This window comes from Pseudomonas sp. LBUM1647, assembly GCF_059716175.1.
On sequence record NZ_CP166809.1, the window covers coordinates 5,952,867 to 5,967,924 of the forward strand.

General features: G+C 57.6%; 14 protein-coding genes. 7 read left to right on the forward strand and 7 right to left on the reverse strand.

Features of this window, described 5'->3' with window-relative positions:
* Window positions 1-207: 207 nt before the first annotated feature.
* The 4 genes from glyA to ACA059_RS27510 all read left to right on the forward strand — a co-directional run bounded on the left by glyA (window position 208) and on the right by ACA059_RS27510 (window position 4,626).
* Window positions 208-1,461, forward strand: coding sequence for a serine hydroxymethyltransferase (glyA, locus tag ACA059_RS27495; RefSeq protein WP_497631672.1), 1,254 nt, complete (start codon window positions 208-210; stop codon window positions 1,459-1,461).
* Between the two features lie 337 nt (window positions 1,462-1,798).
* Window positions 1,799-3,112, forward strand: coding sequence for a C4-dicarboxylate transporter DctA (locus tag ACA059_RS27500; protein ID WP_150658213.1), 1,314 nt, complete (start codon window positions 1,799-1,801; stop codon window positions 3,110-3,112).
* A gap of 67 nt (window positions 3,113-3,179) precedes the next feature.
* Window positions 3,180-3,884 (forward strand): FadR/GntR family transcriptional regulator, encoded by a 705-nt coding sequence (locus tag ACA059_RS27505; protein WP_149628153.1) that lies wholly within the window; start codon window positions 3,180-3,182, stop codon window positions 3,882-3,884.
* A gap of 25 nt (window positions 3,885-3,909) precedes the next feature.
* Window positions 3,910-4,626, forward strand: a complete 717-nt coding sequence (locus ACA059_RS27510; protein ID WP_497631673.1) for a GntR family transcriptional regulator — start codon at window positions 3,910-3,912, stop codon at window positions 4,624-4,626.
* 126 nt (window positions 4,627-4,752) lie between these two features.
* On the opposite strand, the gene yjiA is transcribed toward ACA059_RS27510, so the two are convergent.
* From yjiA to ACA059_RS27525, 3 genes are all read right to left on the reverse strand, one after another.
* Window positions 4,753-5,724: a GTPase gene (yjiA, locus tag ACA059_RS27515; RefSeq protein ID WP_497631674.1), complete on the reverse strand. Its 972-nt coding sequence runs from the start codon at window positions 5,722-5,724 to the stop codon at window positions 4,753-4,755.
* A 162-nt stretch (window positions 5,725-5,886) separates the two neighbouring features.
* Window positions 5,887-6,084 (reverse strand): YbdD/YjiX family protein, encoded by a 198-nt coding sequence (locus ACA059_RS27520; RefSeq protein WP_008154232.1) that lies wholly within the window; start codon window positions 6,082-6,084, stop codon window positions 5,887-5,889.
* A 14-nt stretch (window positions 6,085-6,098) separates the two neighbouring features.
* Window positions 6,099-8,165, reverse strand: coding sequence for a carbon starvation CstA family protein (locus tag ACA059_RS27525; RefSeq protein WP_497631675.1), 2,067 nt, complete (start codon window positions 8,163-8,165; stop codon window positions 6,099-6,101).
* A gap of 157 nt (window positions 8,166-8,322) precedes the next feature.
* Here ACA059_RS27525 and ACA059_RS27530 point away from each other — a divergent pair, with 157 nt between their 5' ends.
* Window positions 8,323-8,691: a PilZ domain-containing protein gene (locus tag ACA059_RS27530; protein WP_497631676.1), complete on the forward strand. Its 369-nt coding sequence runs from the start codon at window positions 8,323-8,325 to the stop codon at window positions 8,689-8,691.
* A gap of 132 nt (window positions 8,692-8,823) precedes the next feature.
* On the opposite strand, the gene radA is transcribed toward ACA059_RS27530, so the two are convergent.
* From radA to katB, 3 genes are read right to left on the reverse strand one after another with little or no spacing between them, the layout of a single operon-like run.
* Complete coding sequence (radA, locus tag ACA059_RS27535) at window positions 8,824-10,191, reverse strand: DNA repair protein RadA (protein WP_033054257.1); 1,368 nt, start codon at window positions 10,189-10,191, stop codon at window positions 8,824-8,826.
* A gap of 45 nt (window positions 10,192-10,236) precedes the next feature.
* Window positions 10,237-10,791, reverse strand: a complete 555-nt coding sequence (locus ACA059_RS27540; protein ID WP_497631678.1) for an ankyrin repeat domain-containing protein — start codon at window positions 10,789-10,791, stop codon at window positions 10,237-10,239.
* Between the two features lie 57 nt (window positions 10,792-10,848).
* The gene (gene katB / locus ACA059_RS27545) at window positions 10,849-12,390 is read right to left on the reverse strand and encodes a catalase KatB (protein WP_497631679.1); all 1,542 of its coding nucleotides are present in this window, start codon (window positions 12,388-12,390) and stop codon (window positions 10,849-10,851) included.
* 284 nt (window positions 12,391-12,674) lie between these two features.
* Between katB and mscL the strand changes: the two genes are divergently transcribed.
* Window positions 12,675-13,100 carry a large-conductance mechanosensitive channel protein MscL gene (gene mscL, locus ACA059_RS27550; RefSeq protein WP_282480227.1) on the forward strand — a complete coding sequence of 142 codons (426 nt, stop codon included), beginning with the start codon at window positions 12,675-12,677 and terminating at the stop codon, window positions 13,098-13,100.
* Between the two features lie 33 nt (window positions 13,101-13,133).
* On the opposite strand, the gene ACA059_RS27555 is transcribed toward mscL, so the two are convergent.
* Window positions 13,134-13,910: a ferredoxin--NADP reductase gene (locus ACA059_RS27555; RefSeq protein ID WP_497631680.1), complete on the reverse strand. Its 777-nt coding sequence runs from the start codon at window positions 13,908-13,910 to the stop codon at window positions 13,134-13,136.
* A gap of 343 nt (window positions 13,911-14,253) precedes the next feature.
* On the opposite strand from ACA059_RS27555, the gene ACA059_RS27560 reads away from it, so the two are divergent.
* Window positions 14,254-14,985 (forward strand): helix-turn-helix transcriptional regulator, encoded by a 732-nt coding sequence (locus tag ACA059_RS27560; RefSeq protein ID WP_497631681.1) that lies wholly within the window; start codon window positions 14,254-14,256, stop codon window positions 14,983-14,985.
* Window positions 14,986-15,058 lie beyond the last annotated feature (73 nt).

Sequence of the window (15,058 nt, forward strand, 5' to 3'; positions counted from 1 at the left end):
CTCCCACAGGTTTTTTGGGTGTACACAAGATTTGTGATCACTGAAGATCCACTGTGGGAGCGAGCCTGCTCGCGAAGAGGCCGGCACGATCACCGCTGATCCCGTCATGAAGCCCACTTGTCTGCGACATGATGTCCTTTCATATGCCATCTAAAACCCATTGGGTTAGAATGCCCCCCTTTTCTGCCCCGATCCTTGAGGACCGCCATGTTCAGCCGTGATTTGACTATTGCCAAGTACGACGCCGATCTCTTTGCCGCCATGGAGCAAGAAGCTCAGCGCCAGGAAGAGCACATTGAGCTGATCGCTTCGGAAAACTACACCAGCCCTGCGGTCATGGAAGCTCAAGGCTCGGTACTGACCAACAAGTACGCCGAAGGCTACCCGGGCAAGCGCTACTACGGTGGTTGCGAGTTCGTCGACGTGGTCGAGCAACTGGCCATCGACCGTGCAAAAGAACTGTTCGGCGCTGATTACGCCAACGTTCAGCCACACGCCGGTTCGCAAGCCAACAGCGCCGTTTACCTGGCTCTGCTGCAAGCGGGCGACACCATCCTGGGCATGAGCCTGGCGCACGGTGGTCACCTGACCCACGGTGCCAGCGTTTCCTCCTCCGGCAAGCTGTACAACGCCGTTCAGTACGGTATCGACGGCAATGGCCTGATCGACTACGACGAAGTCGAGCGTCTGGCGGTTGAGCACAAGCCGAAAATGATCGTGGCCGGTTTCTCTGCCTACTCGCAGATCCTCGACTTCTCGCGTTTCCGCGAAATCGCTGACAAGGTTGGCGCCTACCTGTTCGTCGACATGGCCCACGTGGCCGGTCTGGTCGCCGCTGGCGTCTACCCGAACCCGGTGCCTTTCGCTGACGTCGTGACCACCACCACGCACAAGACCCTGCGCGGTCCACGTGGCGGTCTGATCCTGGCTCGCGCCAACGCCGACATCGAGAAGAAACTGAACTCCGCAGTATTCCCGGGCGCCCAGGGTGGCCCGCTGGAGCACGTGATCGCCGCTAAAGCGATCTGCTTCAAGGAAGCGCTGCAACCTGAGTTCAAGACCTACCAGCAACAAGTGGTGAAGAACGCCAAGGCCATGGCCGGCGTGTTCATCGAGCGCGGTTTTGACGTGGTATCGGGCGGTACTGAAAACCACCTGTTCCTGCTGTCGCTGATCAAGCAGGAAATCTCCGGTAAAGACGCTGACGCCGCTCTGGGCAAAGCGTTCATCACCGTGAACAAGAACTCCGTGCCAAACGATCCACGCTCCCCGTTCGTCACCTCCGGTCTGCGCTTCGGTACTCCGGCTGTGACCACTCGTGGCTTCAAGGAAGCAGAGTGCAAAGAGCTGGCCGGCTGGATCTGCGACATCCTGGCGGACCTGAACAACGAAGCGGTGATCGACGCCGTTCGTGAGAAGGTCAAGGCCATCTGCAAGAAGCTGCCGGTATACGGCGCCTAATCAGCCCGCAGAACCGCAGCAATGAAAAAACCGGCCAGTGATGGCCGGTTTTTTTTTCGCCTGTTAGAAAGGTCAAAAGATCGCAGCCTTCGGCGGCTCCTACATTGGAATGCGTTTCCCTGTAGGAGCTGCCGAAGGCTGCGATCTTTTGATTTTCAATAAATTGGCACCACCGGTCAGACCGGTCATGCCAATTTTGCTATTTTCCCTTGTAATCCCGAAAAAACCGAGCCTAGACTGCGCCTGCACTGGACATACCGGTAAGACCACAATAATTAAGTCCTGAATCTGATGCGCGAAGCGCACGGCAGCCAGGACACCGACCAGGATTCCTCCCATGCTCAGATGGTGCTCGCGTTCAATCTTCCTTCAAGTGGTTCTCGGACTGGTGCTCGGCATCGTCTGTGGGCTGACCCTCCCTGAATACTCCGCCCAGCTCAAACCGCTCGGCGATGGCTTCATCAAACTGATCAAGATGCTCATCGGTCTGATCGTGTTCTGCGTAGTGGTCAGCGGCATCAGCGGTGCCGGCGACCTGAAGAAGGTCGGACGCATCGGCCTGAAATCGGTGATCTACTTCGAAATCCTGACCACCATCGCCCTGGTAATCGGTCTGGTGTTCGCCTTCACTACCGGCATCGGCAGCGGCGCGAACATTCATCTGGATCAGCTTTCCGCTGCCGACATGGGCGACATCGCCCAGCGCGGCCAGCACATGCAAACCACCTCCCAGTTCCTGATGAACCTGATCCCGACCTCGGTAATCGGCGCCTTCGCGGAGAACAACATTCTGCAAGTCCTGCTGTTTTCGGTGCTGTTCGGCAGTGCGCTGAACCTGGTGGGCGAAGCAGCGTCGGGTATTTCCCGGCTGATCAATGAGCTGAGCCACGTGATCTTCCGCATCATGGGCATGATCGTGCGTCTGGCGCCGATCGGCGTGTTCGGCGCCATCGCTTTCACCACCAGCAAATATGGCCTGGACTCGTTGCAACACCTGGGCAGCCTGGTCGGCCTGTTTTACCTGACCTGCGTGGCGTTTGTGTCGCTGATTCTCGGCCTGGTGATGCGCCTGTCCGGCCTGCGGATGTGGCCGTTGCTCAAGTACCTGCGCGAAGAACTGCTGATCGTCATGGGCACCGCTTCTTCCGACGCCGTGCTGCCACAAATCATGCGCAAGCTTGAGCATCTGGGCATCGGCAGTTCGACGGTCGGGCTGGTCATTCCTACCGGTTACTCGTTCAACCTGGACGGTTTCTCGATCTACCTGACCCTCGCCATCGTATTCATCGCCAATGCCACCGGCACGCCGCTGGCCATGACCGACCTGCTGACCATCCTGCTGGTGTCGTTGATCACCTCCAAAGGTGCCCACGGTATTCCCGGCTCGGCGCTGGTGATTCTCGCGGCGACACTGACGGCGATCCCGGCGATTCCGGTGGTTGGCCTGGTGCTGGTGTTGGCAGTGGACTGGTTCATGGGCATCGGCCGGGCGCTGACCAACCTGATCGGCAACTGCGTCGCTACCGTGGCCATCGCGCGCTGGGAAAAGGACATCGATATTCAACGGGCGAACAAAGTACTTTCTGGCCAGGTGGGTTATACCTTCCAGCCGAGAAAGCCTGTCGGCCCGGCGCATCAGCAGGAATTCTGAATAATCGCCGTGCCTGCCCACGGGCAGGCACGGTCATCAATCGTTTTGGATGCTCATGGAGCGAACAGTGATTACCTCGTCAACCGTCGTCAATTCAGTCGTAGAGAAACTTCGGGCCGCTTTGGCCCGTGGCCAGTGGCGCTCCGGAGAGATGCTGCCGGGGCAGCGTGAGCTGGCCGAACAACTGGGCATCAGCCGCCCGAGCCTGCGTGAAGCCGTCATCGTGCTGGAAACCCTTGGGCTGGTGCGTTCAATGCCGGGGAAAGGCGTGGTGGTGCTGGAGGCCAATCTCAGCGACAGCCAACGCCACGACAGCGCGGTCGCCGGTGCAAGCCTGGAAGACGTGCTGCAACTGCGCTACACCCTCGAGCCGTTCATTGTCGGTCTGGTGGCGCAGTCGATCAGCAGCAAGGAAGTCGGGCAACTGCGCCTGACCCTGATGGACATGCGCGAAGCGCTGGAAGCCAACGACAGCGAAGCCGGCGTGAACGCCTACATCGCGTTCCACGAAGAGCTGTTCACGCTGACCTCCAACCCGATCTTCCAGAGTGTGGTGCAACAGACCAGCAACGCCCTCAAGCAAAGCGCCGACGTGCTGCGCAACTCCCCGGAGCATTTGGCTGAGCGCCTTGAGGAGAACGAAGCCGTGGTACGCGCTATTCGCAGTAAAAACAGCGCCCAGGCCAGCGCCGAAATGCGTCGGCACATCCTTCGGGAAGGCCAGCGGATGGGCATCGAATTGAATATTCCGGACGACAACCTCGTCAGTTGAGTCCGCTTCGAACTGGAGACAAGCCATGAACAGCTTCGCCTCACCGCAAACCCTCACTGCCCTGCGCTTCCCCCGCACGAACACCGGGAAGCCGTCGGCGGATGATCTCTACTCACGGATATTCGATGCCATTCTCGAACAGCGCATCGTCCCCGGCAGTCGCTTCACCGAAGAAAGCCTGGGGGACATGTTCGGGGTGAGCCGCAGCAGCATCCGCCAGGTACTGACGCGCCTGTCTCATCAGCAGATCATCATCCTTCGCACCCATCATCGTCCCCGGGTCGCCGCGCCAGACGTCGAGCAGACTCGCCAGACGCTTCACGCCCGGCGACTGACCGAGCTCACGCTGGTACGGCTGGCCTGTCAGCAGCCTCGCCCGCAAGACCTGAATCGTCTGCGCGACTTGATCGATAGTGAGCGCCGGTGTCTGGAACGCGATCAGCGTGGCCCGGCGATTCGGTTGTCCGGGGAGTTTCACCTGCAACTAGCCGAAATGGCTGGAAACGCACCGTTGGCGCATTTTCTTGGCAGTCTGGTGCCGCTTACTTCACTGGTGATTGCGCAGTTTGATGCGCAGGTCGAGGGTTATTGCGTGTGGCAGGCGCATGAGGGGATTCTGGATGCGGTTGAGCGTGGGGATGCCGAGATGGCAGTGGCTTCGCTGAACCGGCATCTTGATCATCTGGAAACGACTTTGCTGAACGCTAGACCGGTTCTTCGTCAAAATCGAGTTGCCGGTTAGATCGCCATCGCGAGCAAGCTCGCTCCCACATTGAATACCTGTATGACCATTTTCTTGTAACCGACACAGATCAAATGTGGGAGCGAGCTTGCTCGCGATGGGGCCATAGCAGACGCCGACAATGCTTCAGATTGCGGCCACCCGCGCAAACCCCTCACGGATTTTCTCTTCCGGTAAATCATCGGCAATGAATACGATCACGCTTTCGCGCGTTTCATCGTCCGCCCACTCCGTGTCCCAATCGAATCCGTACAGCTTCAACACGCCCTGAAACACCATGCGTCGCGGCTCGCCAAGGATGTTCAACACACCTTTGTAGCGCAGCAATTGCTTGCCATGATCTTCCAGCAGTTCGTTCATGAACTCGCTGAGTTTGTCGATATCCAGCGGCTTGTCGGTGCGCAGCACCAGGCTGGAAATGCGGTCGATGGACGGCGCTTTGCTCACTGGGCGCAGGCTGACGCCGCCACCCAGGTCGGCATTGAGATTGAAGCCGCGCACGTCGAGCAATTCCGCCAGATCGATCTTCCCGTGCTCGACCACGCGGATCGGTGCGCGACGGTTGATCCGGGTCAGGCGCTCGCTCAGCGCGGTAAAGGTCGCCTCGTCCACCAGATCGCGCTTGCTCACCAGTAAGCGGTCGGCGAAGCCGATTTGCGCCTGGGCGATGGTTTGAGTCAGATGAGTGTCAGCGTGCGCCGCATCGACCAGGGTAATGATGCCGTCGAGGATGTAGCGCTCGCGCAGCTCTTCATCGATGAAAAAGGTTTGGGCCACAGGTGCCGGGTCGGCCAGGCCGGTGCATTCGATCACCAGACGGTCGAAGGCGATTTCGCCGCTGTCCAGGCGTTCGAGCAGCAAGTACAAAGCCTTGGTCAGATCGGTGTGGATGGTGCAGCAGACGCAGCCGTTGGACAGCGTCATCACTTGCACCGGTTCGTCGCCCAACAGTTGGGTGTCGATACCGGCGTCGCTGAATTCGTTCTCGATCACGGCGATTTTCAGGCCGTGTTCGGCTTTGAGCAGGTAGCGCAACAGCGTGGTTTTTCCCGCGCCGAGAAAGCCACTGAGGATCGTTACCGGGATGGGAGAGGACAACTGGAATCTCCTGTTTCACAAAATGAGAATTCAACACAAAAACAAATGTGGGAGCGGGCTTGCTCGCGAAAGCGGTGTGTCAGTCGACATTAATGTTGAATGACAGATCGCTTTCGCGAGCAAGCCCGCTCCCACAGGGATTGCATCAAGCCGACTGTTGCATCAACAGCACTTCGGCCCACCCTTGCCACCGTAACGAGCCTCTTGGCGTTCCCGGAAGAACATTTCGTAGGTCATCACCGGTTTGTCCGGGTGTTTGGTTTGCATATGCTCGACGTAATTGTCGTAGTCGGGCATCCCGACCATCAGGCGCGCGGCCTGACCGAGGTATTTACCGAGGCGACTCAGGTCATTGAACATGCTGCAATCCTCGATTACGCATCCGGCAGAGCCTGGAATGGCGCTTCTTTATCCGTACGTTCCTTGCTGCCCCAAGCGGAAATACCGACCTTGAGCGCATAGAACAGGATACTGAATACCACGAACAGGAACAGCGCTGTCAGCGTTGCGTTGGTGTAGGCGTTGAAGATCACGTGCTGCATCTGCGTAATGTCCTTAGCCGGCGCGAGGATCTGACCGTTGGCCAGCGCATCGCTGTACTTCTTGGCCAGCGACAGGAAGCCGATCGCCGGGTTGGCGTCGAACAGCTTGATGAAACCGGCGGTGGTGGTGCAGATCAGCAGCCATACCGCTGGTAGCATGGTCACCCAAACGTAGCGTTGGCGTTTCATTTTGATCAGTACAACGGTGCCGAGCATCAGCGCGATACCGGCCAGCATCTGGTTGGAGATACCGAACAACGGCCACAAGGTGTTGATGCCACCCAGCGGATCGATCACGCCCTGGTACAGCAACCAACCCCACATCGCCACACAACCTGCGGTTGCGATCAGGTTAGCGGTCCAGGATTCGGTGCGTTTCAGCGCCGGCACGAAGGAACCGAGCAAGTCCTGCAGCATGAAACGGCCGGCACGGGTACCGGCGTCCACAGCCGTCAGGATGAACAGCGCTTCGAACAGAATCGCGAAGTGGTACCAGAACGCCATGGTGTTTTCACCCGGCAGGACACTGTGCAGGATCTGCGCGATACCAACCGCCAGGGTCGGTGCACCGCCAGCACGGGCCAGGATGGTGGTTTCACCGATGTCCTTGGCCACCGCTTGCAGGGCTTCCGGGGTGATTGCAAAGCCCCAGCTGCTGACGGTTTGTGCCACGGCCACCACGTCACCGCCGACGACTGCCGCCGGGCTGTTCATGGCGAAATACACGCCTGGCTCGATCACCGAAGCCGCCACCATCGCCATGATGGCGACGAAGGATTCCATCAGCATGGCGCCGTAACCGATGTAACGGGCGTTGACCTCGTTATCCAGCAGTTTCGGCGTGGTGCCGGACGAGATCAGCGCGTGGAAACCCGAGACCGCGCCACAGGCGATGGTAATGAACAGGAACGGGAACAGACCGCCCTTCCACACCGGGCCCGTGCCGTCGACGAACTGGGTGAGTGCCGGCATTTTCAGCTCTGGCATGGTGATCAGGATGCCGATCGCCAGGGCCACGATGGTGCCGATTTTCAGGAAGGTCGACAGGTAGTCACGCGGCGCCAGGATCAGCCAAACCGGTAACGAGGCGGCCACGAAACCGTAACCGACCAGCATCCAGGTAATCTGCACGCCGGTGAAGCTGAATGCCTTGGCCCAGACGGGATCGGCGGCAATCTGCCCGCCCAACCAGATCGACCCCAGCAGTAGCAATACGCCGACCACGGAGATTTCACCGATGCGGCCCGGACGGATGTAGCGCATGTAAATGCCCATGAACATCGCGATCGGGATGGTCGCCATCACCGTGAAAATGCCCCACGGGCTTTCGGCCAGAGCTTTCACGACGATCAGCGCCAGCACCGCGAGGATGATGATCATGATCAGGAAGCAGCCAAACAGCGCGATGGTCCCGGGGATGCGGCCCATTTCTTCACGGACCATGTCGCCCAGGGAACGGCCGTTGCGGCGGGTGGACATGAACAGGACCATGAAGTCCTGAACCGCACCCGCCAGCACCACACCGGCAATCAGCCACAGCGTACCGGGCAGGTAACCCATCTGCGCCGCCAGGACCGGGCCGACCAGCGGCCCCGCGCCAGCGATGGCCGCGAAGTGGTGACCGAAGAGGATGTGTTTGTTGGTCGGGACGTAGTCCAGACCGTCATTGTTGAGCACGGCGGGGGTGGCCCGTCGCGGGTCGAGTTGCATCACGTTGTTAGCGATGAACAGACTGTAGTAACGATACGCAACCAGATAGATGGCCACGGCGGCGACCACAATCCACAAGGCGTTGATCGCCTCGCCTCGGCGCAATGCCACTACACCTAGGGCGCACGCTCCCAGGATTGCCAGCAGCAGCCAGGGTAAGTGGCGTAGCAGGCTATTATTATTTTTCATTTTATGATTCCAGCCAGGGTGGACAAGAAAGACAGCCATCACGAGTTTAGCGCTAACGGCCGCAAAGGCCATCCCCCGACATGGGTTGAGCCATCACTTGCTGGCAGCCTTTGACAATGCGGGTCTATAGTCAGCGAACATTTACGAGGATTACGCCATGAGCGAACACCCTGCCGATCGCCGCCGCTTCAAACGTATTGCGTTCGATGCCCGAACCGAGCTGAGTCAGGGGGAATTCATCTGGCCGGTGAAGTTGATTGACCTGTCACTGAAGGGACTGTTGATCGAAAAGCCCGAACCGTGGCTGGGGAATCGGGACTGGCATTTCCTGGTGGATATTCATCTTACCGAAGACGTCGAGATCAAGATGGATGTGATGTTGACCCACGATGATCATGGTCAGCTCGGGTTCGTCTGCAAACACATCAGCCTGGAATCGATTGAACGCCTGCGGAGGTTGATCGAATTCAACTTGGGCGATCCTGAGGAACTGGAGCGCGAATTGGGCGCGCTGATCGAAATCTAAAGACCAACACTAATCCAATGTGGGAGCGAGCCTGCTCGCGATAGCGGTTTAGCATTCAACGATGATGTTGACTGATAGTCCGCTATCGCGAGCAGGCTCGCTCCCACAGGGGGTTGTGTTCTACCTGGAAGGTTATTCGAACAGGGCGTCGAGCGCCTGTTCCAGACGGGTCACGGCAATAATCTGCAACCCCGGCGGCGCTTCTTTAGGCGCATTGCCCTTGGGCACGATGGCGCGTTTGAAGCCGTGCTTGGCGGCTTCTTTCAAGCGTTCCTGGCCGCTCGGCACCGGGCGTACTTCGCCGGAAAGCCCGACTTCGCCGAACACCAGCAGATCATGGGGCAGTGGCCGGTTGCGCAAACTGGACATGACCGCCGCCATCAGCGCCAGATCGGAGGCCGTTTCCAGCACCTTCACCCCGCCAACCACGTTGAGAAACACATCCTGATCGTGGGTCGGAATGCCGCCGTGACGGTGCAGCACCGCCAGCAACATCGCCAGTCGATTCTGGTCCAGCCCCAGCGTTACCCGACGTGGATTGGCCAGGTGACTGTCGTCCACCAGCGCCTGGACTTCCACCAGCATCGGCCGCGTCCCTTCCCACGTCGCCATGACCACACTGCCCGGCACTTCTTCCTGCGCACGGGTGAGAAAAATCGCCGAAGGGTTGGAGACTTCTTTCAGCCCCTTGTCGGTCATACCGAACACGCCCAGTTCGTTGACGGCGCCGAAACGGTTCTTCACCGCCCGCAGCAAACGCAGCCGCCCATCGGATTCGCCTTCGAAATACAGAACCGTGTCGACCATGTGCTCCAGCACCCGCGGTCCCGCCAATGCACCTTCTTTCGTCACGTGACCGACCAGGAAGATGGCCGTGCCGCTCTGCTTCGCATAGCGCACCAGCAACGCCGCGCTTTCCCTGACCTGGGATACGCCGCCCGGTGCCGATTGCAGTTGCTCGGTGAAGATCGTCTGAATCGAGTCGATCACCATCACCTTGGGTTTTTCCTGCCGCGCGGTGGCGATGATGGTTTCGATGCAGGTTTCGGTCATCACCCGCAGTTGATCCTGAGGCAAGCCGAGACGGCGGGCGCGCATGGCCACTTGCTGCTGGGATTCTTCGCCGGTGACGTACAGTGCCGGCATGACTTTGGCGAGGTTGCACAAGGTTTGCAGCAGAATGGTCGATTTGCCGATGCCCGGATCACCGCCGATCAGCACCACCGAACCATCCACCAGACCGCCACCCAACACCCGATCGAGCTCGCTGGACGCTGTGGAAAAGCGCGGAATCTCTTCGACGCTGACTTCGGCCAGGGTCCTGATCTGTGCCTGTTGACCGGTCCAGCCGGTGCGACCGCTGGGAGCTGCGGCACCACCGCTCTCCACCATGGTTTCGGTCAGGGTGTTCCAGGCCCCGCACTCACCGCACTGGCCAGCCCACTTGGGGAAGGTTGAGCCGCACTCGGTGCAGCCGTACATGCGCTTGGCCTTGGCCATCTGAACTCCCGGCAAAAACCGCGATGATAGCTCAGCTGGAGCGGATCAGCGCGGCGCCGCATTGCGGATTTCACCGCTGGCCAGACGCGCGGCGCTGTTGCCCAGCGGATCCTCGGCATTAAGGTCCGCCCCCTTGGCTTTGAGCGCGTCGAGTAATTCGACGCGCTTGAACAATCCGGCGTACATCGCTGCAGTCTGCCCCGCACCGTTGCGCTGATCGGGGCTGCAATTGGCCGCCAACAAGGTTCGAGCAACCTCTACTTCGCCCTTGAAAATCGCGCCCATCAACGCCGTGTTGCCACGCAGGTCCTGAGCACAAGCGTCGGCCCCGGCAGCAAGCAATCGGTCCACTGCCGCACTCTGCCCGTGATAAGCCGCCAGAATCAGTGCGGTGTATCCCTTGTTATCGCGTGTATCGAGGGAGTAACCAGCCTCAATGAAGGTCTCGAGCATCGGCACATCGCCACGACGTGCAGCGTCGAAGTAGTAGTCCTGCAATTGGGCCTTCAGCGCAGCAGGATCTTTCGTGACGTCCATGCCCGGCCCGGCGAACACGCCGAACGGCAGACACGCCAGAAAAACAAACAGATAGAAACGCATGACAAGGCTCCTTGGCCAGACGGGACCTCGCAAGAGGCCCCGCTTCAGGCTGAAAAATCAGTCGACTAGTTTGGCCGCCAGTGCCTTAACCCGGCTCAGATCCCCCTTGGCAACCTTGGTCACCCCGGCCCCATATTCCGGGTCGGCCTTAAAGAGGAAGGACAGCATGATGTGTTTGCTCTCATCATCGGTGGTGACCAGCGAACCACCGAAGCTCTCGATCAGATCCTTGCGTTCTTTCTTGCTGAAGGAGCGATACAGATCGCCGGCCTGCTTGAAATTCTGCTCACGCTGAATCTTCGCCTGCTGCGTGCTGCCCGACAGGGCCGATTGGCTGTAGCGCGCGGTTTGCAGTTCTTCACGAGGCAGTAAACGGCTTGGCTGGTAATTCACCCCAGTGCTGCTGTGGCCGCTATTCATTGCGCCGTCCTGATTGCCGTTGTTTACCGCAATCTTTGGAGCATTGATCGGCAACTGCATCGCATTGGCCCCCAGGCGATACAGTTGCGTATCGGCATAAGAGAACACTCGACCCTGCAACAATCGGTCTTCCGAAGGTTCGATACCGGGAACAAGATTGGCCGGCGCCATGGCAACTTGTTCCGTTTCCTGGAAGACATTCGCAGGATTACGGTTCAAGACCATTTGTCCAACTTTTCGCTCTGGAACACCGGGCCAAATCTTGGTTGCATCCAAAGGATCGAAATCAAACTTGTACAAGTCTTGAGGATTTAAAACCTGAACGTACAAGTCCCACTTCGGAAAATCGCCTTTGTTGATGTGTGCAACCAAGTCATTAGTCATATGACTATAGTCTTTACCTTGAACCTTGGTCACCGCTTTCGGATCGAGATTATTAATCCCTTGCAAACTTTTCCAGTGAAACTTCACATAGTGAACTTCACCCTTGGTGTTAATTAACTTATAGGCGTGAACACCGTTACCATCCATTTCCCGATAACTGACCGGTGTACCGGCGTTAGAGTACAACTCGGTCAGGGTGCGAGTCGCTTCCGGAACATGCGAGAAGAAATCGAAACGACGGGCGTCATCGTCGAGGTTGGTACGCGGGTCAGGCTTGAAGGCATGGACCATGTCCGGAAACTTGATGGCGTCACGGATGAAGAAAGTCGGGAAATTGTTGCCGACCAGGTCCCAATTGCCATCCGCGGTGTAGAACTTGGTGGCAAAACCGCGAGGGTCACGCAGGGTTTCAGGCGAATGGTTGCCGTGGACCACCGCCGAAAAGCGTACGAACACCGGAGTGTTCTGGCCCGCGGCAAATACCTTGGCCTTGGTCAGATCGCTGAGATCGTCAGTCACGCTGAAGGTGCCATGGGCGCCAGTACCGCGGGCATGCACTACTCGTTCAGGAATACGTTCACGGTCAAAGCGCTGGAGCTTCTGGATCAATTGCACGTCTTGCAGCAACACCGGGCCGGTTGCGCCGGCGGTTTGCGAGTTCTGGTTGTCGCCCACCGCGGCACCGTTATCGCGGGTCAGGGTCGCAGCGTTGACGGAGAAGGACAGCAGACTGGCGGTCAAAACGCCAAGGGTGCGCCGATGGGGAAAAGCCCCGAGGCCAATGGTCGAATTCATTTCAGGTTCCTCTGTTTTTAAGGCGCAATCCAAGTGCGCTTATCAGAGGCTAGAGGTCGAATCCGCAGAACATAAATAGAAAGAACGTAACGCGATGATTTAGATTTTTATGTGGAAAATCAGCTGATTAACGCGTATTTCGCGCGCGACTGATGGCACTTTGTAAACTAATGACCGGCAAATGTGTCGATAACAACGAGCATGTAAGAAGGTGTTTCGAGCAAGACCCGTTCTGCTGATTTACACTGCGTTCACCAACCTCAGCTGTAACAAGGAAATAACCTATGGGCGTGATAAGTGAGTTCAAGGCCTTCGCGGTCAAAGGTAACGTGGTCGACATGGCCGTCGGTATCATCATCGGCGCAGCCTTCGGCAAGATCGTTTCATCGTTTGTCGGCGACGTGGTGATGCCACCCATTGGCCTGCTGATCGGAGGGGTGGACTTCAGTGACCTGGCCGTCACGCTCAAAGCAGCCAACGGCGATATCCCGGCGGTAGTGCTGGCGTACGGCAAATTCATCCAGAGCCTGATCGACTTCATCATCGTCGCCTTCGCGATCTTCATGGGCGTCAAAGCCATCAACCGCCTGAAACGCGAAGAGGCCGTTGCGCCAACGCTGCCGCCGGTTCCGACCAAGGAAGAAGAGTTGCTGGAAGAGATCCGCGATCTGCTCAAGGCTCAGAACAACCGGCCCTCAACAGGTCAGTAAATCAAGCGACGGCGCCCTTGAGGCGCCGTTTTTTTACCAGTAGTTTTCCACCGCCACTTGCCCGGGTCGGCGACTGAGGCTCAAGTGCATGTGGCGCTGTTTGAGCAATTTGCGCGTGTCATCAATCATCTGCGGGTTGCCGCAGAGCATGACCCTTGAGTGCTCGGCCGTCAGCGCCAGGCCTGCCGCCCGCTCCAGCTCGCCATTTTCGATTAGCGCAGTGATCCGGCCACTCAGCGCGCCATGATGCTGCTCGCGGGTGACCGTGGTGATGAACTGCAGCTTGTGCGCAAACGCCGCTAGATAGTCGAGCTGGGCCAACCCGCTGACGAGGTCCTGATAAGCCAGTTCCCGGGCTTCGCGCACACTGTAGACGAGGATGATTCGTTCGAATTTCTCCCAGACCTCGAAGTCCTGCAGGATCGACAGAAACGGCGCCAGGCCGGTGCCTGTGGATAACAACCAGAGATCCCGGCCATCGACAAAGCGATCCAGCGTCAGGTAACCAAAGGCCTGACGCTCGACCAGTAGCGTATCGCCGACACCCAGCCGACTCAGCTCACTGGTGAACTCCCCCCCTGGCACCACAATGGAAAAGAATTCGAGGAATTCGTCATAGGGCGACGACACCATGGAATAGGCCCGCCATACGGTGCTGCCGTCAGCCTTGGTAACGCCCAGCCGGGCGAATTGCCCTGCACGAAAACGAAAACCCGGATCCCGGGTGGTCCGCAAGGTGAACAGACTGGGGGTCAGCGACTGGACGCCGAGCAAGGTCTGGCGAGTGAATTTTTCTGCACTGGCGGTCATGGGGTGCTCCATTCAACAGATAGCCACAGTGTCCCGCAAAGCGAAGGGCTTAAACACCGGTGATTTGTAGTGGCTTTAGCCAGGGACTCATTCACATTAATTTCATAGTACAACTGAACATTAACCACCCAGTTAACACACAAATCCAAGTCTGATTATAGTAAGCCCGACATTTCTTTATCTACGCCAATACTCCCTAACGTTAGAACCAGATACTTGCTTAAAAATCGCAAACAAAGCCAAAAATTCTCACACGGACATAGGAAACATCCTACACTCGGCTCGTGCCAGATATTGGATCCAAAAAGGCACCCACAAGTAACATCACACCTGGAGAGACACAATGGAGAGGTGGAAGGAATCACAGCTCAATCAATTATCGCGGGCAACGGAGATTGATATTGCCTACCGGATTTCACTGGGTTTCGCGAAAAATATAGGTTTTAAATTTTTCGCCTTTTCAACAACATACCCAACAAAAACTGACCACTTTAATACAGTCCAGCTCAACAACTACCCTACGGACTGGAACATTGAATATGAACAAAAAAATTTCAGCGCAATAGACCCAGTAGTGGCTCACTGCAATCATTCCAGATTGCCTGTCCTTTGGAGCGAAGAACTTTTTTCCAAGACCCCGTGCTTGTGGGACGCGCTTGAGAAACAAGGATTGCAGCACGGCTGGTCGCAATCGGTCCATGACGAGGACAGTGGTGTTTGCAGCATTCTGAGCCTGGCCAGAAGCCATTGCCCGATCACTGCGTTTGAGCTGTATGAAAATCTCGGTTTTTCAGTGTTCATCGGGCGCCACCTGCATGCGTTGATCGCACAGACACTGCCCAGGAAATCGACCAAGCCACCTGTGCCGCATTTGTCCCCCCGCGAGATCGATGTATTGAAACTGGCGGCTGATGGCAAAACTGCTTATGAGAGTGCCAGAATCCTCAATCTCAGCGCACGCACGGTCAATTTCCATGTGCAAAGCGCCATTCTGAAACTCGGGGTCAATAACAAGATTTCGGCAGTCATCGCCGCAACCAAGGACGGTATTCTCAACAGCAGCGCGATACGCTGACCCAAAAAACCTGCAAGTAATCCAAAAGAAAAAAACGTACCATTTGCGGTCCTTCTTGAGTGATGACGTGTGA

Coding starts and splice junctions, on each gene's coding strand:
- glyA (WP_497631672.1), top strand. CDS start 208: ATGTTCAGCCGTGATTTGACTATTGCCAAGTACGACGCCGATCTCTTT.
- ACA059_RS27500 (WP_150658213.1), top strand. CDS start 1,799: ATGCTCAGATGGTGCTCGCGTTCAATCTTCCTTCAAGTGGTTCTCGGA.
- ACA059_RS27510 (WP_497631673.1), top strand. CDS start 3,910: ATGAACAGCTTCGCCTCACCGCAAACCCTCACTGCCCTGCGCTTCCCC.
- ACA059_RS27520 (WP_008154232.1), bottom strand. CDS start 6,084: ATGTTCAATGACCTGAGTCGCCTCGGTAAATACCTCGGTCAGGCCGCG.
- ACA059_RS27525 (WP_497631675.1), bottom strand. CDS start 8,165: ATGAAAAATAATAATAGCCTGCTACGCCACTTACCCTGGCTGCTGCTG.
- ACA059_RS27530 (WP_497631676.1), top strand. CDS start 8,323: ATGAGCGAACACCCTGCCGATCGCCGCCGCTTCAAACGTATTGCGTTC.
- radA (WP_033054257.1), bottom strand. CDS start 10,191: ATGGCCAAGGCCAAGCGCATGTACGGCTGCACCGAGTGCGGCTCAACC.
- ACA059_RS27540 (WP_497631678.1), bottom strand. CDS start 10,791: ATGCGTTTCTATCTGTTTGTTTTTCTGGCGTGTCTGCCGTTCGGCGTG.
- katB (WP_497631679.1), bottom strand. CDS start 12,390: ATGAATTCGACCATTGGCCTCGGGGCTTTTCCCCATCGGCGCACCCTT.
- mscL (WP_282480227.1), top strand. CDS start 12,675: ATGGGCGTGATAAGTGAGTTCAAGGCCTTCGCGGTCAAAGGTAACGTG.
- ACA059_RS27555 (WP_497631680.1), bottom strand. CDS start 13,910: ATGACCGCCAGTGCAGAAAAATTCACTCGCCAGACCTTGCTCGGCGTC.
- ACA059_RS27560 (WP_497631681.1), top strand. CDS start 14,254: ATGGAGAGGTGGAAGGAATCACAGCTCAATCAATTATCGCGGGCAACG.